The organism is Nonomuraea africana, assembly GCF_014873535.1.
Taxonomy (GTDB): domain Bacteria; phylum Actinomycetota; class Actinomycetes; order Streptosporangiales; family Streptosporangiaceae; genus Nonomuraea; species Nonomuraea africana.
The window spans coordinates 8,256,237-8,278,593 of record NZ_JADBEF010000001.1 but is presented as its reverse complement, the minus strand read 5'-3'; the positions used below and the strand labels follow the sequence as shown (position 1 = coordinate 8,278,593).

General features: G+C 70.7%; 25 protein-coding genes. 13 read left to right on the top strand and 12 right to left on the bottom strand.

Annotated elements, in window-relative coordinates:
• Positions 1–10: 10 nt before the first annotated feature.
• Entirely contained in the window at positions 11–1,177 is a 1,167-nt protein-coding gene (locus H4W81_RS39705; protein ID WP_192781315.1) for a sensor histidine kinase, read from the bottom strand.
• A gap of 154 nt (positions 1,178–1,331) precedes the next feature.
• Between H4W81_RS39705 and phoU the strand changes: the two genes are divergently transcribed.
• On the top strand, positions 1,332–1,976 hold the full coding sequence (gene phoU, locus H4W81_RS39700) for a phosphate signaling complex protein PhoU (RefSeq protein ID WP_192779498.1): 645 nt from the start codon (positions 1,332–1,334) through the stop codon (positions 1,974–1,976).
• 78 nt (positions 1,977–2,054) lie between these two features.
• Here phoU and H4W81_RS39695 read toward each other — a convergent pair whose 3' ends face one another.
• The 4 genes from H4W81_RS39695 to H4W81_RS39680 all read right to left on the bottom strand — a co-directional run bounded on the left by H4W81_RS39695 (position 2,055) and on the right by H4W81_RS39680 (position 5,515).
• Positions 2,055–2,696 (bottom strand): response regulator transcription factor, encoded by a 642-nt coding sequence (locus H4W81_RS39695; RefSeq protein ID WP_192779497.1) that lies wholly within the window; start codon positions 2,694–2,696, stop codon positions 2,055–2,057.
• Positions 2,684–3,922: a sensor histidine kinase gene (locus H4W81_RS39690; protein ID WP_192779496.1), complete on the bottom strand. Its 1,239-nt coding sequence runs from the start codon at positions 3,920–3,922 to the stop codon at positions 2,684–2,686. The genes H4W81_RS39695 and H4W81_RS39690 overlap by 13 nt, the downstream gene beginning before the upstream one ends.
• Positions 3,923–3,993: 71 nt before the next feature.
• A complete protein-coding gene (locus tag H4W81_RS39685; RefSeq protein WP_192779495.1) occupies positions 3,994–4,737 on the bottom strand; it encodes a phosphoglyceromutase in 744 nt (247 codons plus the stop codon).
• Between the two features lie 10 nt (positions 4,738–4,747).
• Complete coding sequence (locus tag H4W81_RS39680; protein ID WP_318782350.1) at positions 4,748–5,515, bottom strand: SAM-dependent methyltransferase; 768 nt, start codon at positions 5,513–5,515, stop codon at positions 4,748–4,750.
• Between the two features lie 40 nt (positions 5,516–5,555).
• On the opposite strand from H4W81_RS39680, the gene H4W81_RS39675 reads away from it, so the two are divergent.
• Complete coding sequence (locus H4W81_RS39675) at positions 5,556–6,884, top strand: MFS transporter (protein ID WP_192779494.1); 1,329 nt, start codon at positions 5,556–5,558, stop codon at positions 6,882–6,884.
• Here the strand turns inward: H4W81_RS39675 and H4W81_RS39670 are convergent.
• Positions 6,832–7,320, bottom strand: coding sequence for a type III secretion system chaperone family protein (locus H4W81_RS39670; protein WP_192779493.1), 489 nt, complete (start codon positions 7,318–7,320; stop codon positions 6,832–6,834). The genes H4W81_RS39675 and H4W81_RS39670 overlap by 53 nt on opposite strands.
• Complete coding sequence (gene mshA / locus H4W81_RS39665) at positions 7,317–8,588, bottom strand: D-inositol-3-phosphate glycosyltransferase (protein WP_192779492.1); 1,272 nt, start codon at positions 8,586–8,588, stop codon at positions 7,317–7,319. Before mshA ends, H4W81_RS39670 begins: the two co-directional genes overlap by 4 nt.
• A 92-nt stretch (positions 8,589–8,680) precedes the next feature.
• Here mshA and H4W81_RS39660 point away from each other — a divergent pair, with 92 nt between their 5' ends.
• The 8 genes from H4W81_RS39660 to H4W81_RS39625 all read left to right on the top strand — a co-directional run bounded on the left by H4W81_RS39660 (position 8,681) and on the right by H4W81_RS39625 (position 13,697).
• A complete protein-coding gene (locus tag H4W81_RS39660) occupies positions 8,681–9,424 on the top strand; it encodes an SDR family NAD(P)-dependent oxidoreductase (RefSeq protein ID WP_192779491.1) in 744 nt (247 codons plus the stop codon).
• The gene (locus H4W81_RS39655) at positions 9,417–10,211 is read left to right on the top strand and encodes a class I SAM-dependent methyltransferase (protein ID WP_192779490.1); all 795 of its coding nucleotides are present in this window, start codon (positions 9,417–9,419) and stop codon (positions 10,209–10,211) included. The genes H4W81_RS39660 and H4W81_RS39655 overlap by 8 nt, the downstream gene beginning before the upstream one ends.
• Positions 10,212–10,221: 10 nt before the next feature.
• A complete protein-coding gene (locus H4W81_RS39650; RefSeq protein WP_192779489.1) occupies positions 10,222–10,752 on the top strand; it encodes a GNAT family N-acetyltransferase in 531 nt (176 codons plus the stop codon).
• A 61-nt stretch (positions 10,753–10,813) separates the two neighbouring features.
• Positions 10,814–11,170 carry a BlaI/MecI/CopY family transcriptional regulator gene (locus H4W81_RS39645; protein WP_318782348.1) on the top strand — a complete coding sequence of 119 codons (357 nt, stop codon included), beginning with the start codon at positions 10,814–10,816 and terminating at the stop codon, positions 11,168–11,170.
• Positions 11,167–12,072: a M56 family metallopeptidase gene (locus tag H4W81_RS39640; RefSeq protein ID WP_192779487.1), complete on the top strand. Its 906-nt coding sequence runs from the start codon at positions 11,167–11,169 to the stop codon at positions 12,070–12,072. Before H4W81_RS39645 ends, H4W81_RS39640 begins: the two co-directional genes overlap by 4 nt.
• 72 nt (positions 12,073–12,144) lie before the next feature.
• Positions 12,145–12,639 carry a helix-turn-helix domain-containing protein gene (locus H4W81_RS39635; RefSeq protein WP_192779486.1) on the top strand — a complete coding sequence of 165 codons (495 nt, stop codon included), beginning with the start codon at positions 12,145–12,147 and terminating at the stop codon, positions 12,637–12,639.
• A 3-nt stretch (positions 12,640–12,642) separates the two neighbouring features.
• The gene (locus tag H4W81_RS39630) at positions 12,643–13,059 is read left to right on the top strand and encodes a hypothetical protein (protein ID WP_192779485.1); all 417 of its coding nucleotides are present in this window, start codon (positions 12,643–12,645) and stop codon (positions 13,057–13,059) included.
• A gap of 131 nt (positions 13,060–13,190) precedes the next feature.
• Positions 13,191–13,697: a DUF2516 family protein gene (locus tag H4W81_RS39625; protein ID WP_318782347.1), complete on the top strand. Its 507-nt coding sequence runs from the start codon at positions 13,191–13,193 to the stop codon at positions 13,695–13,697.
• Between the two features lie 563 nt (positions 13,698–14,260).
• Here H4W81_RS39625 and H4W81_RS39620 read toward each other — a convergent pair.
• Both H4W81_RS39620 and H4W81_RS39615 read right to left on the bottom strand, forming a co-directional pair.
• Positions 14,261–15,037: an alpha/beta fold hydrolase gene (locus H4W81_RS39620; RefSeq protein WP_192779484.1), complete on the bottom strand. Its 777-nt coding sequence runs from the start codon at positions 15,035–15,037 to the stop codon at positions 14,261–14,263.
• A 72-nt stretch (positions 15,038–15,109) separates the two neighbouring features.
• Positions 15,110–16,108 carry a sigma-70 family RNA polymerase sigma factor gene (locus H4W81_RS39615; protein WP_225959010.1) on the bottom strand — a complete coding sequence of 333 codons (999 nt, stop codon included), beginning with the start codon at positions 16,106–16,108 and terminating at the stop codon, positions 15,110–15,112.
• Positions 16,109–16,771: 663 nt separating this feature from the next.
• Between H4W81_RS39615 and H4W81_RS39610 the strand changes: the two genes are divergently transcribed.
• Positions 16,772–16,933, top strand: coding sequence for a hypothetical protein (locus H4W81_RS39610; RefSeq protein ID WP_192779483.1), 162 nt, complete (start codon positions 16,772–16,774; stop codon positions 16,931–16,933).
• A gap of 17 nt (positions 16,934–16,950) precedes the next feature.
• On the opposite strand, the gene H4W81_RS39605 is transcribed toward H4W81_RS39610, so the two are convergent.
• Positions 16,951–17,589 carry an SGNH/GDSL hydrolase family protein gene (locus H4W81_RS39605; protein ID WP_192779482.1) on the bottom strand — a complete coding sequence of 213 codons (639 nt, stop codon included), beginning with the start codon at positions 17,587–17,589 and terminating at the stop codon, positions 16,951–16,953.
• Positions 17,590–17,699: 110 nt separating this feature from the next.
• On the opposite strand from H4W81_RS39605, the gene H4W81_RS39600 reads away from it, so the two are divergent.
• Positions 17,700–18,434: an alanyl-tRNA editing protein gene (locus tag H4W81_RS39600; protein WP_192779481.1), complete on the top strand. Its 735-nt coding sequence runs from the start codon at positions 17,700–17,702 to the stop codon at positions 18,432–18,434.
• 245 nt (positions 18,435–18,679) lie between these two features.
• Here H4W81_RS39600 and H4W81_RS39595 read toward each other — a convergent pair whose 3' ends face one another.
• Positions 18,680–19,582, bottom strand: a complete 903-nt coding sequence (locus tag H4W81_RS39595) for a TetR/AcrR family transcriptional regulator C-terminal domain-containing protein (protein ID WP_264083224.1) — start codon at positions 19,580–19,582, stop codon at positions 18,680–18,682.
• Between the two features lie 44 nt (positions 19,583–19,626).
• Between H4W81_RS39595 and H4W81_RS39590 the strand changes: the two genes are divergently transcribed.
• Positions 19,627–20,712 carry an FAD-dependent monooxygenase gene (locus H4W81_RS39590; RefSeq protein ID WP_192779479.1) on the top strand — a complete coding sequence of 362 codons (1,086 nt, stop codon included), beginning with the start codon at positions 19,627–19,629 and terminating at the stop codon, positions 20,710–20,712.
• Between the two features lie 8 nt (positions 20,713–20,720).
• On the opposite strand, the gene H4W81_RS39585 is transcribed toward H4W81_RS39590, so the two are convergent.
• Entirely contained in the window at positions 20,721–22,346 is a 1,626-nt protein-coding gene (locus H4W81_RS39585) for a DUF2207 domain-containing protein (RefSeq protein ID WP_192779478.1), read from the bottom strand.
• Positions 22,347–22,357: the final 11 nt, after the last annotated feature.

The following is a 22,357-nucleotide window of genomic DNA, read 5'->3' as shown; positions in this document are numbered from 1 at the left end:
TTCGCGCCGCTCAGCCATTGGCGGCCTCCAGGGGGCGTTGTACGGGTACGGCGGAGCCGCCGAACGCGGGAAGGCGGAGCGTGAACGTGGAGCCGGAACCCTCCTTGCTCCACACGCTCACCTCGCCCGCGTGCGCCACGGCGACGTGCTTGACGATGGCGAGGCCGAGGCCGGTGCCTCCGGTCGCGCGGGACCTGGCCGCGTCGACCCTGAAGAATCTCTCGAAGATGCGCTCCAGCGACTCCTCGGGGATGCCGATGCCCTGGTCGCTCACGCTGATCTCGACCGAGTCCCCCGCGGGTCTGGCGCTGACCACGACCCTGGTGTGCTCGGGGCTGTAGGCGATGGCGTTGTCGATGAGGTTGCGCAGCGCGGTGACGAGCAGCTCGTCGTCGCCCCAGATGCGCAGCCCCTCGGTGCCACCCGCGACCAGCGTGATGTCCTTGGCGAGGGCCTTGGTGTTGCAGTGGTCGATCGCGTCGTGGACGGCCTCGTCGATGGCGACCTGTCCAGGCGTGGGGATGGGCTCGGCGCCCTGGATCCTGGACAGCGTGATGAGGTCCTGCACCAGATACGTGAGCCGGGCCGCCTCGTGCTGCATCCTGCCCGCGAAGCGGGTGACCGCCTCGGGGTCGTCGGCCGCGTCCTGGATCGTCTCGGCGAGCAGGCTGAGCGCGCCCACCGGGGTCTTGAGCTCGTGGCTGACGTTGGCGACGAAGTCGCGGCGGACGGCCTCGACCCTGCGCCGCTCGGTCTGGTCCTCCGCGAGCACGAGCACCTGGCCGTGGGAGCCGAGGGGCGCCACGCGCACCGCGAAGTTGGTGACCTCCTGGCCGAACTTGTGTCCCGCGACGTCGATCTCGCTCTCGCGGATCTCGCCGTCCCGCCGTACCTGCCTGGCCAGTGCCAGGAGTTCGGCGGCCATCATCCGATCACCCTTCACTAAACCGAAGGCCCGCGCGGCCGAGCTGGCGCGCAGGACGCGGTCGTGCGCGTCCAGCACCACCGCGGAGGATGGCAGGACGGCCAGCACGGAGGCCACGCCCTGCGGAAGGGCGCCGGTCTCCGCGTCTTCGGCCGTGTCGGTCCTGCCCGGGATCTCGATCTGGTTCCGGTAGAAAAGGACAGCGACCGCCCCGACGACGAATCCGGCCAAAGCCGCAAAGCTCATGGCCATCTCACCCATGCGCATCCTTCCTGAGTCCTACGACTCGATGGTAGGTCGCCTTTTCCGCGTTACAGACCCCTCACCAGGGCATGAACGACCCCTTTCCCGGAAAGTTCATCTCGCGGTCGGGGTTCGTTCATCGCCGGACACGTACGGTGACGGCATGCGTGACGCCTACCACGAAGAACTCGATTCGCTGACGGACAAGCTGGTGGAAATGACCAGGCTTGTCCGCTCGGCCATCTCGAGGGCCACCACCGCCCTCCTTGACGCCGACCTGCCGCTGGCCGAGAGCGTCATCTCGCACGACGAGGAGATCGACCGGATCTTCGCGGACATCGAGGCCTCCATCTACGAGCTGATGGCCAGGCAGCAGCCGGTCGCCGTCGACCTGCGCATGGTCATCACCGCGCTGCGCATGGGCACCGACCTGGAGCGCATGGGTGACCTGGCCGAGCACGTGGCCAAGGTCGCGCGGCTGCGCCACCCCGAGTCGGCGATCCCGCCGGAGATCCGCTCCACGATCGTGCAGATGGGCCAGATCGCCGAGAACCTCATCACCAAGGCGGGCTCCTGCGTCGCCAGCCGTGACGTGGAGTCGGCGATGGAGCTCGAGCAGGACGACGACGCCATGGACAGGCTGCACCGGCGGCTGTTCAAGGAGATCCTGGACAAGGACTGGAAGCACGGCGTGGAGCCGGCCATCGACATCACGCTGATCGGCCGCTACTACGAGCGCTACGCCGACCACGCGGTCCGCGTCGCGCGTGACGTCGTCTACCTGGTCACCGGCTCCCGCCCGTCCTGAGGTCGCCGCACGGCTCCCGTCCGGGCCGAGGGGAGAGCCGGGCTCTCCCCTCTCCGCAGGCCCGCCCGGTCACCTGGGTCACTGCCTGCTGTTGAGGAAGGTCAGGACGGCGAGGACCCTGCGGCTGCCGCCGTCGGAGGGCGGCAGGCCGAGCTTGGCGAAGATGTTGCCTACGTGCTTGTGCACGGCGTTGTCCGTGACGAACAGCCGTTTGCCGATCTCGGTGTTCCCGAGACCCTGGGCCATCAGCGCGAGCACCTCGCGCTCGCGGTTGGTGAGCGAGTCGACGGCGGTCCCGCCGGCCATGAGCTGGGCGATGACCTCGGGGTCCATCACGGTCCCGCCGTCGGCGACCCTGCGCAGGTCGTCGACGAACGCGCCGACCCTGCTCACCCTGTCCTTCAGGAGGTAGCCGACTCCGCCCGAGCCGTCGGAGAGCAGTTCGCGCGCGTACACCTTCTCGACGTACTGCGACAGGACCAGCACCGGCAGGCCGGGATGGGCCTGCCTGATCTCCAGCGCCGCCCTGATCCCCTCGTCGCGGAAGCTCGGCGGCAGCCGTACGTCGGCGATCACGGCGTCGGGCCGGTGCTCGTCCACGGCCGCCATGAGCCCCGGCGCGTCGGTGACGACGGCGGCCACGTCGATGCCCTTGGTGCCCAGAAGCAGTTCGAGGCCCGCGGAGAGCAGGACGTTGTCCTCGGCGATCACGACGCGCATGGCAGCTCCACCGTGACCGCGGTGGGACCGCCCACCGGGCTGGCGACGAGCACCGTCCCGTCGAGCGCGGCCACCCTGCGCCGGATTCCGACCAGGCCGGTGCCGCGGCTCTCGTCGGCGCCGCCGAGCCCGTCGTCGGTGACCTCGATCAGCAACCTGCCACCTCGCCTGCTCATCCGCACCGTGACACGGGTCGCCCCACTGTGCTTGGCGGCGTTGGTGAGCGTCTCGGCCACGATGAAGTAGGCCGCCGCCTCGACGGCGGCAGGCAGCCTGCCGAGCTCGCCGAGGTCGAGCTCCGCCGGGATGGCCGAGCCCGCGGTCAGCGAGGCCAGCGCGCCCTCCAGCCCCCTGTCGGCCAGGATCGGCGGGTACATCGTGCGGATCACGTCACGCAGCTCCGTCATGGCCTCCTCCGTCCCCTCGTGGGCCTCCTGCAGCAGCTTGGCGAGCGCCCCCGAGTCGTCGGGCAGCGCCTCCCTCGCCACGCCCAGCCGCATCGCGATGGCCACGAGCCGCGCCTGGGTGCCGTCGTGCAGGTCACGCTCGATGCGGCGCAGCTCGGCGCCATGGGCGTCGAGCACGCCCGCGCGGCTCTCGGTCAGCACGCCGACCCGCTCGGCGAGCTGGTCCTCCGCCGACGGCTCCAGCGCCGCCAGGCACGCCCGGGCGTCCCACCGGGCCAGCCGCGGCACCGCCCACCAGGTGAGGGCGACGCCGAGGGCGAGCTGCAGAGCGCCCATGGGCAGCGCGCTCCCCCAGCTCGTCACGGGAATCCCCACCAGCAGACTGAGCGGTTCGTCGGCGGGGAACAGCCACCACAACGAGGCCGCGACCACGGCGCCCACCGTGAGGCCGACGCAGCAGAGCGCCGCCAGCCCGGCGGGCAGGCCCGTCGCGATGTGCCAGAGGACCCAGCGGACGTCGCGCCGGTTCTCCCCGTCGTCCAGCAGCTGACGCCACTGCGCGCGAACGCCCTTGGGCAGGGTCGCGTGCCGCGGCGCGACCGAGACGCCCAGCACCGCGGCCGCCCTGCGGCGGTGCCACTCGCCCCACAGCCGCAGGCCCGCCATTATCCGGGGGAACAGCATGAGCCCGACGCCCAGCGCCGTGGAGATCGCGCCGACCATCAGGAGCGGCAGGACGAGCATCGTCGCGAGCGCCGTCGGCAGGCCGATCAGGAGATATCGGCTACCGCGCCACACTTGGTCCCAACGTTCACGCATGCCACCCAGTGTGCTGGAGCGGGCGAACGGCACGCACTACAGCAGGCTCCACCTTCCCGCCGAGCGGCGCGTCAGCGTCCCTGGTTGGCGACGGCCTCGATGGCCGCCTTCGCCGCCGCGGGGTCGAGGTACTCGCCGCCGGGGACGAGCGGGCGGAAGTCCGCGTCGAGCTCGTAGCGCAGCGGGATCCCCGTGGGGATGTTCAGCCCGGCGATCTTCTCGTCGGAGATCCCGTCAAGGTGCTTGACCAGCGCGCGCAGCGAGTTGCCGTGCGCCACGACCAGCACGGTGCGGCCGGCCACCAGGTCGGGCACGATCGAGTCGTACCAGTAGGGCAGCATGCGGTGGACGACGTCCTTGAGGCACTCGGTCCTCGGCATCAGCTCCGACGGCAGCACCGCGTAGCGGGGGTCTGCTGCCTGGGAGTACTCGTCGTCGTCGGGGAGCGGCGGCGGGGGCACGTCGTAGGAGCGGCGCCACAGCATGAACTGCTCCTCGCCGAACTCCTCGCGCGTCTGGGCCTTGTTCTTGCCCTGCAGCGCGCCGTAGTGGCGCTCGTTCAGCCGCCACGAGCGGGTGACCGGCAGCCAGGCCAGGTCGGCCGCGTCGAGGGCCAGATTGGCGGTGCGGATCGCACGGGACAGCAGGCTGGTGTGCACCACGTCGGGCCTGATGCCGGCCTCGACCAGCAGTTCGCCACCCCTGCGGGCCTCGTCCTCACCCTTGGGTGACAGGGGGGCGTCCACCCAGCCGGTGAACAGGCCCTTGACATTCCATTCGCTCTCGCCGTGCCGTACGAGCACCAAAGTCGCCATGCGGACAAGCCTAGCGAGCGGGCTTGCGTGCCACACCACACAGGAAATACGGGGGCGAATCCCTGAACGGCATGAAGTCGGGGTTGTCCGAACGCCACTCGGGCAGGTTGACCACCCCCGGCTCGACGAGGTCGAGCCCGTCGAAGAGAGCGATGATCTCCGGTGAGCGGCGGGCGGTGAACTGCGCGGAGGCTCCCTGGTAGACGCGTTCGACGCCGGGCGCCGCCTCGGGCTGGACGTCGCTGCAGACGTGCGAGAGCGCCATGAAGCTGCCGGGCGCCAGCGCCGAGGTCAGCGTGGCCACGATGGGCCGGGGGTCGTCCTGGACGAAGTGCAGTATCGCCAGCATCAGCACGGCGACCGGCTGGGAGAGATCGAGGTGCTCGCCCGCGTCGGCGAGGACACGCGCGGGCTCACGCACGTCGCCGTCGATGATCCGGACCTGGGGGCTGTCCTCGAGCAGGGCGCGGGCGTGCGCGAGCACCTGCGGATCGTTGTCGACATAGACGACTTTCGCCGCGTCGCCCGCCACCTGATGGACGTTCTCCCGCGTCGGCAGCCCAGCGCCGATATCGAGGAACTGGGTGATGCCCTGGGCCCGGAGAAACCGGACGGCGCGCCCCAGAAAGCCGCGATTCTCCCTTACCCCGACGGGAATGTGCGGAACGATCTCCAGCACCTTCTCGGCCGCCGCACGATCGGCGGGGAAATTATCTTTACCGCCGAGATAATAGTCGTACATTCGCGCGACATTGGGGATATTCGGATCAAAGCTCACAGATCTTGATCTTACGCTAAATCCGGATAATGATCACCCCATGCGCGTGCTCGGCGTGGGAATCGCCCCAGGGTTCTCCAAGACCAACATGTGGGCCTGCTGGACGCTCGGGCTCATGGCCACGATGGTCATCTCCTTCCTGCCGACGGCCACGCCGTACCTGCTGGGCGGGGTGCTCGGCGTGCCCGCGGGCGCGCAGGGAAGGATGGTCGGCCTGCTCGGCTTCGCGGCCGAGCTGACGATGATCGCGAGCCTCGCGTGGTACGGCGCGCTCGCCGACCGGTACGGCCGGCGTCCCCTCGTGGTCGCGGGCTTCGTCCTGTGCGCGCTCGGCGCCGCGCTGTTCCCCTTCGCGGGCGACACGACCGTGCTGGTGGCCTTGCGCGTGGTGTTCGCGCTGGGTGCTGCGGCGCTCGGCGGGATGTTCGCCACGATCGCGATGGACTACGCGCGCGAGGACTCCCGCGGCAGGTCCTACGGCGTGCTGGGCGTCTTCTGCGGCCTCGGCGGGCTGGTGGCGGTGCTGGCGCTGGCCAGGCTGCCCAGGACGTTCGAGGCCCAGGGCATGAGCCCGGCCGCCGCCTCGCGGGTGTCCTTCCTCGCCGTGGCCGCCGGGCTGCTGGTGGCCGCCGTGGTGATGCGGTTCGCGCTCTCGCCCGCCAGAGTGAGCGTGAGCGCCATGCACGTGCCGCTCCCTCGCCTGGTGCGCGAGGGCGTGACCCTGTTCAGGGACCCGGGGGCGGCGCTGGCGTACGTGGCGGCGTTCGTGGCGAGGGCGGACCTGGCGGTGATCGCCGGGTTCATGTCCCTGTGGATCGTGGACCACGCGACGAGACAGGGCATGGGCGCCGCCGAGGCGCTGGCGAGAGCGGGGATGATCGTCGGCATCGCGCACACGATGGCACTGGTCTCCTCCCCCGTGCTCGGCTGGCTCGGCGACAGGGTGCGGCGGCAGAACCTCGTCATCGGCGCGCAGCTCGTGGCGGCGCTGTCCTATCTGTCGACACTGCTGATCAGCGACCCGCTCGGACCGGGGATGATCGTGGTGGCCATGCTGGTCGGCGTCGGGGAGATCGCGGGCATCAACACCGCGGGGCCGCTGCTGGCCCAGCAGGCGCCCGCGCGGATGCGCGGGTCGGCGTTCGGGGTGCAGGCGCTGATGGGCGCGCTGGGCATCATGTGCGTCTCGGCGCTGGGCGGCCTGCTCTACGACCACTGGCGCCCCGCCGCGCCGTTCGTGGTGTCGGGCGGGCTCGGACTGTGCGTGGTCGCCTTCGGGCTGGTGATCAGGAGGCGGGTGGTCCCGAACCCCGAGGCTACGACGGCGACCGATCAGGATCCGCGAAGCGCGCGAACGCCCGCAGGTTAGCCAGCGACTCCCCTCGCTTGGCCCGCCACTCCCACTCGCGCCTGATGGAGGAGGCGAAGCCGAGCTCCAACGCCCGGTCGAACCACTCGTCGGCGTAGGTGAGCACGCAGCCCAGCAGCCGGTCGATCTCCTCGTCGCCGACCGCGGCGAGCGGGACCCTGCCGACGAGGTAGACGTCGCCGACGGGGTCGACGGCGAAGTGCACGCCGTACATGCCGCCGTTCCTGCCCAGCAGCCACTTGTAGAACTCGGCGTGGTTCTCGTCGGGCCGGCGGCAGAAGAACGCCTCCACGTGCAGCGCCTGGTCACTGACGATGAGCCAGGTCATCGTGGCCAGCTTGTGCTGGCCGGGCAGGTTGACCAGGAACGCGCCGGGACGTGGCTCCTCGAAGGAGACCTCGGCGGCCTTGAGCGCGGCTTCGACCACATCCCTCATACGGCAAGCCTAGACATGTCGCGCAGGTGTGACACGGCGCCGCCGTAGACGTCCATCAGCCTGGCGGCCGTGGCCGACCAGCCGAACGCGTTGGCGTGCGCCCGCGCGCCCTCGGACAGCTGGTCCCGCCAGCGCGGCTCGGCGACGAACCTGCGCAGCACCCGCGCCCAGGTGCCGGGGTCGTGACCGTCCACCAGCACTCCCGAGACGCCGTCGCGCACCGCGGTGCGCAACCCGCCCACCGAGGCCGCGGCCACGGGGGTGCCGCACGCCTGCGACTCCAGCGCGACCAGGCCGAAGGACTCGCTGTAGGAGGGGACGACCGTCACGTCGGCCGCGCGGTACCAGTCGGCGAGCTCGTGCTGCGGAGCGGGCGGCACCAGCCGTACGACGTCGGAGATGCCGAGCTCGGCGGCCATCTCGGCGAGGATCGACGGGCGGGCGAGACCGTTGCCCGACGGGCCGCCGACGGCGGCGACCACCAGGCGTCCGCGCAGCGAGGGGTCCTCGATCAGCATCCTGGCGGCGGCGCGCAGCAGCACGTCGGGGGCCTTGAGCGGCTGGATCCTGCCCACGAACAGCAGCACGTGGGCGTGCTGCGGCAGGCCGAGCCGGCGGCGCGCGGCGCCCTGCGAGGCGGGCTGGAAGACGGTGAGGTTGACGCCGGGGTTGACCACGGCGACGTTGGCGGCGGGCGCGCCGTACAGGTCGATGAGCTCGCCCGCCTCGGCCTCGGTGTTGGCGACCAGGCGGTCGGCGACCTCCACGACCTGTTCCTCGCCGAGCACCCGCGCCTGGGGCTCGGGCTTGTCGTCCTCGGCGAGCAGCAGGTTCTTCACCTTGGCCATGGTGTGCATGGTGTGCACGAGCGGCACGCCCCAACGCTCCTTGGCCAGCCAGCCGACCTGGCCGGAGAGCCAGTAGTGGGAGTGGATGAGGTCGTAGTGGCCCGGCTCGTACATCGCCTCGGTGCGCAACACGCCGGACAGGAACGCGCACAGCTGTCCCGGCAGCTCGCGGCGGTCGAGCTCCTCGTAGGGGCCCGCGGTGACGTGCCTGACCAGCACGCCGGGGGCCAGCTCCGCCACGGGGGGCAGGTCGCGGGCCGTCTGCCTGGTGAAGATCTCTACTTCGACGCCGAGCTGGGCGAGCCGTTTGGCGGTCTCCACGATGTACACGTTCATCCCGCCGGCGTCACCGGTGCCCGGCTGGTCCAGCGGGGACGTGTGCATGCTCACCGTCGCGACCCTGTTGACGCGTCGCCTCACCAGACATCACCTCCGAAGGGGTTATAACTAGCCAGAACTTCCCGACATTCCCAACGCGAGATCAGCTCTTTACGTCCTGGCAGGATGGGCCCATGAAGAAGACGGCAGTGGTGACCGGTGCGAGCAGTGGAATCGGCGCGGCCACCGCGCGGCGGCTGGCCGCCGAGGGGTACGAGGTCGTGGCGGGCGCCAGGCGCAGGGACCGGCTCGAGAAACTGGCCGCCGAGGTGGACGGCATCACGCCCGTGACGCTCGACGTCACCTCCCAGGAGTCGGTCGACGCGCTGGCCGCCTCGCTGTCCCGCTGCGACGTGCTGATCAACAACGCGGGCGGCGCGATCGGGCTGGAGTCCGTGGCCGAGGGCCGCGTCGAGGACTGGCAGCGGATGTACGACACCAACGTGCTCGGCTCATTGAGGGTGACGCAGGCGCTGCTGCCGAAGCTGGTCGCCTCGGGCGACGGCGTGCTGCTGATGCTGACCTCGGTGGCGGGCCTGGTCTCCTACGAGGGCGGCGGCGGCTACTGCGCGGCCAAGCACGCGCAGACCTCGATGGTCGAGACGCTCAGGCTGGAGCTGGTCGGCCAGCCGGTGCGGATCATCGAGATCGCGCCGGGGATGGTGCAGACCGAGGAGTTCGCGCTCACCCGCTTCCGCGGCGACGCCGACGCGGCCTCGAGGATCTACGAGGGCGTGCCGGGCCCGCTGACGGCCGACGACGTGGCCGACGCGATCACCTGGAGCGTCACCAGGCCCGCGCACTTCAACGTCGACCGCATGGTCATCAGGCCGCGCGCCCAGGCCGCCCAGCACAAGGTGCACCGCGTCAGTGGCTAGACCGGTCGGCAGCGTCACCAGGGGCACGACCGGCGTCAACCGGCTGCGCAGGGCCGACCGGTGGCTGAGCGCCGTCCACGGCAGGCTGCTGCGGGCCGCCGACCGGCCCCTCGTGGTCGACCTGGGGTACGGCGCGTCCCACAGCACGACCCTCGAGCTGTTCACCAGGCTGCGCGCGGTCGCGGGCGACGTCGAGATGGTCGGCATCGAGATCGACCCCGCCAGGGTGGCGCTGGCCAGGCCGTACGAGAGGGAGGGGTTGTCCTTCGTCCTCGGCGGCTTCGAGCTGCCCGTCCCGCGCCCGCCGACCGTCGTCAGGGCCTTCAACGTGCTCAGGCAGTACGGCGAGGCGGAGGCGTGGGGCTACTGGGACCTGCTGCGCGGCAAGCTCGCACCGGGCGGGGTGCTGGTGGAGGGGACGTGCTCGGAGACCGGGCACCGGGCCGTCTGGGTCTGCCTCGACTCGGCGGGGCCGCGGACGCTGACGTTCTCGGCCCGGTTCAACGCCTTCGACCGGCCGTCGGAGCTGGCCGACCGGCTGCCGAAGACGCTCATCCACCGCAACGTGCCCGGCGAGCCGATCCACGCGTTCCTTCGCGACTTCGACAGGGCGTGGGCCGTCGCCGCCCCCTACGGCGCGCACGGCCTGCGCCAGCGGTGGCTGGCCGCGGTCGAGACCCTGGCGGACGGCTGGCCCCTCTACCGCACGGCGCCGCTGGGCGGGGCCGGACGCTGGCGGCTGGGCGAGCTGAGCCTCCCGTGGTCAGCAGTCGCGCCAACCTCGTAATCTGCCCCGTATGTTGCGATTTGTTGTTGAGCCCGAGGTGACGCCCGCCCTCTTCGACGACCTGCTGGACTGCTGGGTGGACGTGACCAACGCGGGAGGCGCGGTCGGATGGGTGCCGCCGGTGACGGCCGACGACATCAGGCAGGTCGCCACCGTGACCTTCGCCCGCTGCGGGGAGCGCGGCCCGGACAGCCTGGTGGCCGGCTTCGACGACGAGGGCAGGGTGGCCGCCTGGGCCGTCCTCGTCGCGAACTCGAACCCCTTGATGGCGCACTGGCGGACCGTGATGCGCGTGATGGTGCATCCGAAGCACCAGGGCAAGGGCTACGGCGCGGACCTCATGACGGCGGTCGGCGACGCGGGCGTGCGGCTGGGGCTCGAGTCGCTCCACCTGACCTGCAGAGGCGGGCTCGGGCTGGAGTCCTTTTACGCCGGGTGCGGCTACCAGGAGGTCGGCCGCATGCCCAGGGCCATCAGGGTGGCTCCCGGCGACGACCGCGACGAGGTGGCCATGGTGACGTTCCTTCGGGAGAGCGCGTGATGTCACTCTCATCTGCCTCCCGGATCCCAGCTCGACAGCCTGTAGTACTACGCTGATGAGTGTGAAGGGTCTTGGCGAGCTCGAACGCAGCATCATGGACATCCTCTGGGCGCAGAACACCCCGCTGACGGCGCGTGAGGTCGGCAGGCTCATCGAGGAAAGAGATCTGGCCCCCACCACCGTCATGACCGTTCTCGACCGGCTCACCCGCAAGGGGTTCCTCGACCGGACCCGCGACGGCCGGGCATGGCGCTACCAGCCGGCCGAGAGCCGCGACAGCTATGTCGCCGAGCTTATGCTGGAAGCCTTGGACATGACGGGTGACCGCTCGGCCGCCCTGACCCGCTTCGCCCAGGCCGTGTCCGGCCCCGAGGCGGAGCTCCTGCGCAGAGTCCTCACGGAGCTGGAGGAAGAGTGATCACGGCGGCGGCGTTGTCAGCGCTCGCCGCGGCATGCGCTCTGGGCGCCTGGCGCTTCACCACCGCGCGCTGGACCTCCCGCGCGCCCCGCCTGGCCATCGCGCTGTGGCAGTCGCTCGGCGTCGCATGGGGGCTGGCCAGCATCGGCGCGCTGCTCGCCTACGCCGTCACGCCGTACGACAGAGGTGTGATCCACGGCCTGGCCGCCTTCGCGGCGGGGCGCACGCCTGACGCCCGCTGGGACCTCTGGCACGCGCTCGCGATGATCGCGGGCCTGACCCTGCTGGCCGTGCTCGTGGCGGTGCTGCTGACCGCGGGAGTGCAGACGCTGCGCGCCCGCCGCCGCCACCGCCTGCTGCTCTCGCTGATCGCCCGCGAGGAGCCCGGCATGCCAGGCGTGCGGGTGCTCGACCACCCCGGCGCCGCCGCCTACTGCGTGCCCGGTCTCCGCTCCCACGTCGTGGTCAGCTCGGGCACCCTCGAACTGCTCTCGCACGACGAGCTGACCGCCGTGCTCGCCCACGAGGCCGCCCACGTCCGCGAGCGCCACGACCTGGTGCTGCTGCCCTTCGGCGCGCTGCGCAGGGCGCTTCCGTGGTCGAAGGTCGTCAGGGACGCGCAGGCGCAGGTCGAGCTGCTGGTGGAGATGGCCGCGGACGACCGCGCCCGCCGCTACTGCTCTCCGCGCCGCCTGGCCACCGCCCTGCTCCGCTTCGGTACGGCAGGAGCCGTCCCCACCCCGAGCGGCATGCTCGGCGTCGCCCAGTCGCAGGTCATGGCCAGGGTCGACCGGCTGATCAAGCCGGCCCCCGAGCTGCCGCGCTCCCGGCGCTACGGGCTGATCACGCTGAGTGTGACGTTGGCCACGTCCGCGCCGTTCCTCTGGGCGCTGCCTTTCTGACCTCATTGTTCGCCGCTTGCTCTTGTTAGCCGCCTGTTTGCAATTGCAAGCACGGCGAGGCAGACTAGAGGTATGGCACTACCCAAGGTCGGCTCGATCGGCGAATACATCCGCGAGCAGCGGCAGCAGGCGAAGATCTCGATGCGCCAGCTCGCGGCCGCGGCGGGGGTCTCCAACCCCTACCTCAGCCAGATCGAGCGTGGTCTGCGCAAGCCGAGCGCCGAGATCCTGAACCAGATCGCCAAAGGTCTGCACATCTCGTCCCAGGCGCTGTACGTGCAGGCAGGCCTCATCGAGGATCGCGAACCGCCCAGCGACGTGATCACCGCGATCAGGGGCGACAGCCTCATCACCGAGCGGCAACGCCAGGTGCTGATCGATATCTACGAGTCGTTCCGCAAGGAGAACCGCGCTGAGGACGAGCAGACCTCCCAGAATGCTCATCCCCAGCACGACTCCGGCACGGACGACGAGCAGCCGCTGCCCGAGGAATTTCTCGCCGCTCTTGAGCCCTTCGCGGCGACCTCGAACAACGGCACCGTCACCCAGGAAACCAAGGAAGGTTAACCCATGACGCTGGCCACCGAGGTCAAGAAGCTCACCGAGTCCAAGCCGTTCTACGCCGTCGCGGGCGCGGGCGACTTCGCCGTGGAGAAGCTGCGCGAGTTGCCCGAGCAGCTGCAGAAGCTGCAGTCGCGGCGCACCGACATCACCAAGGACCTGCCCGTGAAGGCGCGCGAGGTCCGCACCAAGGCCGAGGAGCTCGCCCGCGAGTTCCCCGAGAAGGCCCGTGTGTACGCCGACCAGCTCGGCAGCAAGGCCACCGAGTACTACGAGGAGTTCGCCAGCCGCGGCCGCAAGGTCGTCAGCAAGGCGAGCGGCGAGGCCGCGCTCGAGCTGGAGGAGGTCTCCGAGGCGGCCGAGCCGCCCGTGGCCACCCCGGTCAAGAGGAACACCCGCACCACGAAGGCCGGCACGAAGGCCTGACCGGAACACCCAAGGACCCTCGCCCCTCGCCGGGCGGGGGTTCTTGCGTGTCGACGGCCGCTCAACCCGGGGAAGCGGCCATGAGGCCGAGCATGCAGGACCACCGCTCTGCTCCCGCGAAGCGGCCAAAGGTGGAAATCCAGCTCATCGGGCGCCGTGACGGCGGGGACCGAAGTCCTGCTGGGCGGCGCGCCCTCGCCGGAGGGAAAGCGGCGATCACGGTGGTGCTCGGTTTGCTTGCCGTACAGGATGAGCGACCGGTTAGGGTGGGGGGCGACATTGCGGTAGTGGGCGGAGCGGACATGATCTCTTTTGGACTTGACCTCATCTTCGCGATCCTCGCGATCGTCGCGTTCGGCATGACCGTGTGGGCGCTCATCCACGCGATCCGCACCCCCGCCAACGCGTTCGTCGCCGCGGGCAAGCTGCAGAAGAAGTGGTGGCTCCTGATCCTCGGCCTCGGCACGCTGTTCTCGTTCGCGACGGCCTGGGGCTATTTCGGCGCGAGCGGTCTGGCGCGGCTCAACATCTTCGCGATCGCCTCGGTCATCGCGGCGGGCGTCTACCTGGCCGATGTCAAGCCGGCTGTCACCGGAATGGGCAAGGGCGGCAATAACGGTCCTTACGGGCCTTGGTGACAGAGGAAACCATCTGTTAACGCTTCCGGAACAATGCTACGTTCGCGGGAGCGCTCCCACCCTGCGAGAGGGAGCGCTCGCCGCCGACCTGCTCGAGATCCTCGACCACCACCTCACCACCATCGAAACCGCCTTCCGCACGAACTGACCCACATGAGGGTCAGCAACTCCGGAGCGCGACAGCCCCTCGGCCCGCCACCCCACACGGGCCCGCCCGGCGTGAGATCTCCCGGCACGGCCGCCCGACAACCCGGCACGGGCCCCAGCACGCCCGCCACGGGACCGCCCGGCAAGGTCAGCTGGCATGGGGCCGCCAAGTACGGGCTGGCCATCACGGGGGCGGCCTGGCACGGCCCCGCCTGGCTCAAGTCCCCCGGCACGGAGCTGCCCGGCGCTGGACCGCCCCGCATATGGCCACGAGGCAAGAGGGCACCCAGCGCAGGGCCGCCCCAGCAAGAGGTGGCCCCGCATGAGGCCGCCCCGGCGGGAGGTCGGGGAGGTCGGCCCGTATGGGGGCGCCCGGCACAGACAGGGTCGTCCGCGCGTGGGTCGCCCGGCGCGGGTCACACGGGGGTGTTGTGTGGGGTGGCGCGGCTGATCGGCATCCAGGTGGGGGTGGGGCCGGTGGTCAGGAAGTCGGTGACCAATCTGGCGCACAGGTCCGGCTTCTCGTGCAGCAGCAGGTGGGACGTCCCAGGGACGATGGCCAGCTGCGCCTCGCGCAGGCCCCGGTACAACGCCACCGTGTGCTCCAAGGTCACGATGTCGTCGTCGGCGGCCACGACCAGCGTCGGGCAGGTGACGGCGCCCAGATCGGCGACCTCCAGTCCGGGCTCCTCGTCCACCGACCGGGCGATCTTGTCCACCACGACGGAGAAGTGGTCCGCGCCGTCGGGCGACACCTGAGCGTAGGCTTCGACCAGCTGCGGGGGCAGCGGGGCGCCGGCGACGGGCCGCAGGATCATGCCGTCCGGATGGAATCCGCCGCTGACCAGAACGAGCCTCTCGACCAGGTCAGGACGGCGCACGGCGACCCCCAACGCCACCATCGCGCCGGCGCTGTAGCCGGCCAACCGTACGGGCCCGTCGACGATCTTCTCCAGGAACGCGATGGTGTCCCGTGCCATCACCTCGACGGTGAGCGGTCCCGGCACGTCGGCGGTATGGCCGTGCCCCCGGCGTTCGGGCAGCAGGAGCCTGAACCGTCCGGCCAGCACGTCGAGGTTGCCCGTGAAGTCCCTGCTGTCGGTCAGGCCGCCATGGAGCAGCACCAGCGGCTCCCCTTCGCCGCGCTCGTCGAACCACATGCGCACGCCGTTCACGTCTACGTATTCGGCCATCGTGCCGCCGTTCCCTTCGTCTCCGGTGTCGATGAGTGTGTCCGCCGGTCATACGAAGCGGCGGGCGGAAACTCATCGGTCGCCGGGAAACCAGTTCCGGAACAGCGCTGTGGCCTCCTCGCCCGAAGGCAGGCCGAACACGGGGAACAGCCGCTCGGCGTTGAGGAAGGTCGTCACCTCGGCGACCAGACCACCCGAGAGCGTCAGGACGACGAGCGCGAACGGCTCGTGCCTGCCGTACGGGCCGGTGGGCAGGTACTGCCCGAACGCCGGCGACCCGTTGGCCACGGTCGGCACCAGGCGCGCGCCCTCGCACCGACGGCCCGCCGCGAGCAGCATCCCCCGGATCTCCTCGCGCCCGCGCAGCCACCACAGGAACGGGGGCATGGACATCGTGGCGTCCTCGTGCAGCAGCGAGACCAGGGTCTCGACGTCATACCGCTCGAAGGCGGCGCAGTACCGCTCCAGGAGCAGCCGCTGCTCCTGATCCATCGCCCGGTACGGCTCGGCGGCGGCGACGGGCACCGTCCTGAGCGTCGTCCTGGCGCGTTGCAGCGCGCTGGTGACCGACGCGACCGAGCTGTCCAGCAGCCGGGCGACCTCGTCCGCCTTCCAGCACAGGACGTCGCGCAGGATCAGCACCGCCCGTTGCCTGGGCGGCAGATGCTGCAGTGCGGCGACGAACGCCAGGCGGATCGTCTCGCGCCGCGCGGTCACCTCCGCGGGATCGCCGTCTTCGGATACGGCCCGGCTGTCCGGGATCGGCTGCACCCAGGCGCTCTCGGGAAGCGGTGGACCGAGGTCGGGACCGGGCCGTGCCGAAGGGCCGAGGTCCATCGCGCGGGCGCGCCGCTGCGCGCTCCGCAGCATGTCCAGGCAGACGTTGGTGGCGATGCTGTACATCCAGGTCCGCAGGGACGCCCGGTCCTCGTCGTACCGGTCCAGGCTGCGCCAGGCGCGCACGAGGGTCTCCTGCACGGCGTCCTCGGCCTCGAACGGGGAGCCCAGCATGCGGTAGCAGTAGGCGGTGAGCTCGACCCGGTGCTGCTCCAGCCCCGTCACGTCGGGCATGACCGCAACCCCTGCCATCCGCCGCCGGGGCATGACCGCAGCTCCCGCCATCCGCAGGCCCGGCCGACCTTCCCCGCCCTCCTCATGCAGGCGACCCTACCCGCCGGATTCCTCACAGCGGCACAACCCCTTCACGCCGCACGCCTCGCTTCGCCTCGCCCAACCGCCACCCCCTTATTCGCTAAGACGCACCCCACCCCGCCGCACCCACTCGGTGCGACGTCTCACCGCTGCACCACCCGGGCCCCGACCAGCCGCCACCTCTTCGCCCTGCCGCTCAGCTCGACGTCTCACCGCTTCGCCCGCCTCACGAGGCTGGCTCCCGCCATCCCGCGTGCCACGGCCACCCACCCGCCATGGGTCGGCCATCCGCCACCTCGGGAGTCTCGGCCATGCGTCAACGTGAGTCGGGCATCCGCGATCCCGCCTGGGGCGGCTGTCGTCATCGGGTATTGCTCTGGTGGGTCGGGGTGGATGGGCTGAAAGTTTCAGGTTCCCTCGATCGGGGTGGGTCGGTGTAGTCGCAGCATGGGCGCGGGATCGCGGGAAACGTCGGCGCAACCCCGCCGGCCGTTCGTTGACATCCACCTGGCGCGTCGCAGAATGAGAGCTGGGAGCGCTCCTACGACTGCCCTTCATCCCCCGCAGAGGAGCACCTCCGGCATGTCCACACCCCGCGCCCGCCGGCGCATGACCATTGCGGCGCTGGTCGTCATGGCCGCCAGCACCGCGACGATCACACCAGCGCACGCCGCCGTCGCCTGCGCCGTCCCCCGCGGGCTCGGGCGCCTGATCCGGTCTCGGGCGCCTGATCCGGGCGCCTGACCCGGGGCTTGGGCGCCTCACGCGGGTGCCGCCCGCAGGGCGTCGGTCAGCCAGCGGGCCAGCTTGGCGTGGCCGCCGAGCGTGGGGTGCACGCCGTCGGGCAGCAGCACCTCCGACCGCCTGCCGTCGATCCAGCGCTGCCCGAGCGGGTCGAGGAAGGCCACCCGCTCGCGCGCGGCGACCTCGGCCAGGGCGTCGCGCACCCGGTACGCCTGGGGCGGGGCCTCGCCGATCCAGATCGGGCCGACCATCACGATCCTGGTGTTCGGCCAGTAGCCCTTGACCGTCCAGACGAGCCTGGCGGCGGCCTGCCGTACCGTGGTGGCCGGCCACCTGCGGTCGTTGTGACCACCGGAGATGATCAGCAGGTCGGGAGCGGGGCGCCAGGCGAGCTCCGCCACGAACGACTGCTGGAAGGTGCGGCCCACCCGGCCCTCGCTGACGTAGCCCGTGCCGCCGGCGCCCGCGATCACCGGCTGCCAGCCGAGCTGCCTGGCGGTCTCGGTGGCGTAGGTCTCCCACGCGCGCACCGGCCCCGAGCCGACGGTGAAGCTGTCGCCGACGAACATCATCACCGGCGTCTGCTTCTGTGCCGCCTGCTGGACGGCGGGCACGCGGGCGACCGGCTTCGACGCGGCGGCGCCCTGACCTCCCATATGGCATCCCGCTATAGCAGGACATATCCCGAAAATCGTGGCGGCCGATGCGAGCAGACGACTCCGCAGCAAGCCGCGCATGACCACCTCGAGAGCTCTAGGCTGCCGACATGAGCTTCGATCTCCACGGGCGCACGCAGCGGCTCGAACTGTCCGACCAGAATCTCCGCGCCTTCGAGGCGGTCGTCCTGGAGTCGACGCCAGAGGGGATCGTCTTGAGCAAGTCGGCATTCTATCCAGGAGGCGGCGGCCAGCCAGCCGATCACGGAGTTCTCCTCTGGCAGGGGGTGGAAACCCGGATCGTCGGAGTACGCAAAGGCGACGATCTCCACCTGATCCCGGCGGAGGGCGACCCGATCCCGCCCGCGGGCACGGTCGTCGAGGCCGCGGTGGCCGACGAGCGGCGATCCGCGCTCATGCGCACCCACTCGGGGCTGCACGTGCTGTGCGGGGTGGTCTTCCGCGACTACGGCTCGCTCGTCACGGGCGGCAACATGGAGCCGTACTCCGCCCGGATGGACTTCAACCTGCCCGAGGTGCCGCCCGGCTTCAAGGAGGCGGTCGAGGACGCCTGCAACGCCGAGATCGCCGCCGACCGGCGCATCGACGTGCGTGTGCTGCCGCGCGCGGAGGCGTTCGCGATCCCCGACATCATCCGCACCGCCACCAACCTGGTGCCCGAGGACGTCGAGGACGTCCGCATCATCGACATCGTCGGCCTCGACACCCAGGCCGACGGCGGCACCCACGTCGCCTCGACCAAGCAGATCGGCCGGATCAAGGTGGCCAAGATCGAGAGCAAGGGCAAGGGCTTCCGCCGCCTCCGCATCACGATCTCCGACTGACTCCCGGCGAGCGCCGTCGATATCGACGGCGGCGCGAACACCGTCGGCGTCATCGTCGACGAGATCCTCGATGCCATCTTCGTCGAGGTCATCGAGGGGCTGCTGCGAGGAGGCCACGGGGGTCGCCGCCGTACCGGCTCGTCGTCTCCTCCGGTGAGGGTGTTGCACCCGCCGACGACGAGAAGCGCGATGAAGAGGAGGCAGCCACAACCTTTGACCTGATTACCTGGCACTCCAGCAGTCCTTCACTGACGTGTGGCGGCCTCGATCATCGTGGCCAGGCCGTCGAGCTGGAGTTTGAGTCCGAGCTCGAACAGCATGTCCAGGTCGAGGTCGTAGCCGTCGCCGACGCCCTCCAACATGGCCGCGAAAGCGGGGTGGTCCCCCGTGGCGACCAGCCTGCGCAGATCCGCCTCCTGGCTGTCCATCCACTCGTCCTCCGACAGGCCGGTGGCCGACTGCGCCTGGGTCTCGCGCTCGGCGTTGACCACCAGTCCCTGGATGGAGCTGTAGAACAGCACGTGCAGGTTGAGCCTGGTGACCGCGTCGAAGCCGAGGCCCTCCAGCGCGGCCAGCGCCTGCTCGGCGTGGACGGCCAGATGCGGAAGGACGACAGGACGGCTGAGCGGCGTGACCTGGGCGAGCCATGGATGGCGTCTGTGCAGGGTCCACAGCGTCCTTCCGACCAGCTCGAGCCGTGCCCGCCAGCCCTCGGGAAGCGGCGTCGGGTAGCCGAGCTCGGCGTAGGCGGCGTCGGCCATCAGCAGGATGAGATCGTCCTTGCCACCGACGTACTTGTAGGGCGACATGGGGGCGACGCCCAGCTTGGCGGCGATGCCGCGCATGGTCAGCGCGCCCAGCCCCTCGGCGTCGGCGAGCTCGATCGCGACCCGCACCACCCTCTCGCGCGACAGCGCCGTCTCCGGGGCCGGCTCGGGCGGCGGTTCGGTGGAGGGCGCGGCCACGACCGTGCCCACGCGCGGCCTGGCCCGGACGATCCCCTGCTGCTGGAGCGTGTTCATGGCCTTGGTGGCGGTCGCCAGGGCCACTCCCCACTGCCTGGCGACCTGCCTGACCGGCGGCAGCCGGTCACCCGGCTTCAGCTTGCCCGAGGCGACGCGGCGCTTGATGTCTTCGACGATGTCCAAATACGGTGACTGCACTAGTACACAATACATCGTACATTCAGAACATGACGAACATCCTGATCTCCGGTTCGAGCATCGCCGGCACCACTCTCGCCTACTGGCTGCGCCGCCACGGCTTCGATGTCACCGTTGTCGAGCGCGCCTCGGGTCTGCGCCCCGGCGGCCAGGCCATCGACGTGCGCGGCGCCGCGCTCACGGTCGCCGAGCGCATGGGCGTCCTCGACGAGATGCGCGCTGTGCGCACCACCTGGCGCGGCATGTCGATGCTCGACGGCGACGGCAACGAGATCATGCGCGACACCGAGGGCACCTACAGCGGCGGCCGGTTCGACAGCGGCGACGTGGAGCTGCTCAAGGAGGACCTCACCCGGATCATCCACGACCGCGCCCCGGGCGAGGTGGAGTACGTCTTCAACGACACGATCACCTCCATCGGCCAGGACGGCGAGGTCACCTTCGAGAACGGCCCGCCGCGCCGCTTCGACCTGGTGATCGGGGCCGACGGACTGCACTCCGCCGTGCGCCGCCTGACCTTCGGCGACGAATCGGCCTTCATCCACCACCTGGGGATGCACCTGTGCATCTTCACCATGGACAACGTCCTCGGCCTCGAGAACTGGCAGATCTGGCTCAGGGACGGCGACGCGGGCCTCGGCCTGTTCCCTGTGCGCGACAACACCCAGCTGAAGGTCAACCTGGGCTTCAGCGGCGACCGGCTCGACTACGACTACCGCGACCTCGACCAGCAGAAGCGGCTGGTCGCCGAGCGCTGCGGCGGCCTGCGGTGGGAGGCGCCCAAGCTGCTGGAGGCCATGTGGCAGGCGCCCGACTTCTACTTCGACTCGATGGCGCAGGTCAGGTTGGCGTCCTGGTCGAAGGGGCGGGTCGCGCTGGTCGGCGACGCGGGCTACTGCGCCTCGCCGCTGTCCGGCCAGGGAACCAGCCTGGCCATGGTCGGCGCCTACGTGCTGGCGGAGGAGCTGGGCAGGTCGGTGGAGGGGGCCTTCGACCGGTACGAGTCGCGCATGCGGCCCTTCGTCGAGGCCAACCAGGCCCTCGCGCTGGAGAACCCGGGAGGACCCGCCTCCGACGAGTCGGTCGCGAAGGCCAAGAACGCGATCGCCCTCTGACGCCCCGGTCAGAGGGAGCGGAACTGGCGGGTGGAGGAGATCGCGCCCGAGGTGGTGGTGGTGAAGGTGCGCATCGACCCGGCGAACTTCGACAGGTCCCACTCGGCGGGACCGTGGTACCAGTAGAGGTTGTCGGCCTGGCTCCCGTTTCCGGTGACCGAGGCCACCACCCGCGACCAGTGCTCGACCCCGTCGAAGATCACCGCGTACGGCAGGTAGCGGGAGAACAGCTCGACCCTGTGCTGCTCGGGCACGTTCCCGAGATCGCCCGCCAGGAGGTACTGGCGGAAGCCGAGCGTGTGGGCCAGGGCCGCCGAGCCCTTGGCGGTCTTGGCGGGCATCGACTGCCCGCCGATCGCCAGCGCGGCGCCGGCGATGATCAACGCGAGGCCGAGCAGGCCGTAGGTGGTGAACCAGGCCAGCGCCACGGTGGCCGCGACCCCGACCAGGCAGAGCACGACCCCGGCGGTGGTCCACCTGGTGCGCACGGCGTCGGGCCTGCGCGCGAACCAGCCCTGCCGTACGACGTCGGCGTAGAGGGCGTCGCGCACCTTGCCGAGGTGCGCGTGGAAGGCGCCGGACAGCTGCGAGAGCAGCACGCTGTCGCGGCCCTCGAAGATCGCGTCGTACAGCGCCCGCTCGTACGGCAGCAGCGAGGCGATCGGCGCGTTGGGCAGCCTGACCAGCACCCAGTCGGGCGCGTCGTAGGTCTGGCGGGGCTGCTCGTCGATGCGCAGGTAGCCGCGGACCGCCAGGTCGACGATGGTCGCCGTCACGTCGATCACGTCGGCCTGCTCGTCGATCAGCGTGCCGATCTGGCCGGGCCGTACGCCGTCGGGCGGGGTGAAGTGGCCGTCCTGGACGGCGGCGACCGCGCCCTGCTCGTGGCCGACCACGCGCGCGTCGCGTCCGCGGGTCCACCACAGCAGGCCCACCCCGCCCAGCAGTAGCACGAGCAGGCCCGCCAGCGCGCCGCCGGTGACGGTGTCGAGCGTGAACGCGCTCGCCATCGACCAGCGCCGTTCGAGGATCGGGGCGCCGCCGCTGGTGCCCTTCGGATAGCCCAGGACGACGGTCAGCGCTTGCCCCGCGTTGAGGCCCTGCTGCTCGAACTCGGCGCGCGCGCCGGTGTGGTCCATCGAGGCGGAGGTGCAGCCGATCGCCGACGTCAGATCGCCCGCGAAGCAGGAGAGGTTCTGGATCGCGGCCGGGCCGGAGACCTTGACCGTCGCCTTCGCCACCGGCGCGTTCCAGCCGCCGACGGCGAACCAGCGCAGTTCCTCCGTGCCGCCGACCTGCGTCACCGCGCCGGTGACGTCGTAGGAGACGGTGCCGTCGCCCTTCATGGTGAGCACGTCTCCGGCGAGCGTGCCGCCCTTGACGTTGGAGACGCGGTAGATCCGGTCGAAGTCGTCGTCGAAGCGGGTACGGGTGAGGAAGGTGCGTTCTATCGTGCCGCCCGCGCCACTGATCTTCTCGGTCACGTGCAGCACGCCGCCCTTGCCGAGCTCCAGCGTCACCTCGTCGGTGAGAGGCCCCGTGTTGAGAGGCGCCGTGGTGAGAGGCGCCGCCTGCGCGGCCAAAGGCATCGCTCCCATGAGGAGAGCGACCAAGGCGACCCTGATACCCGTCATGGCGGCAGATC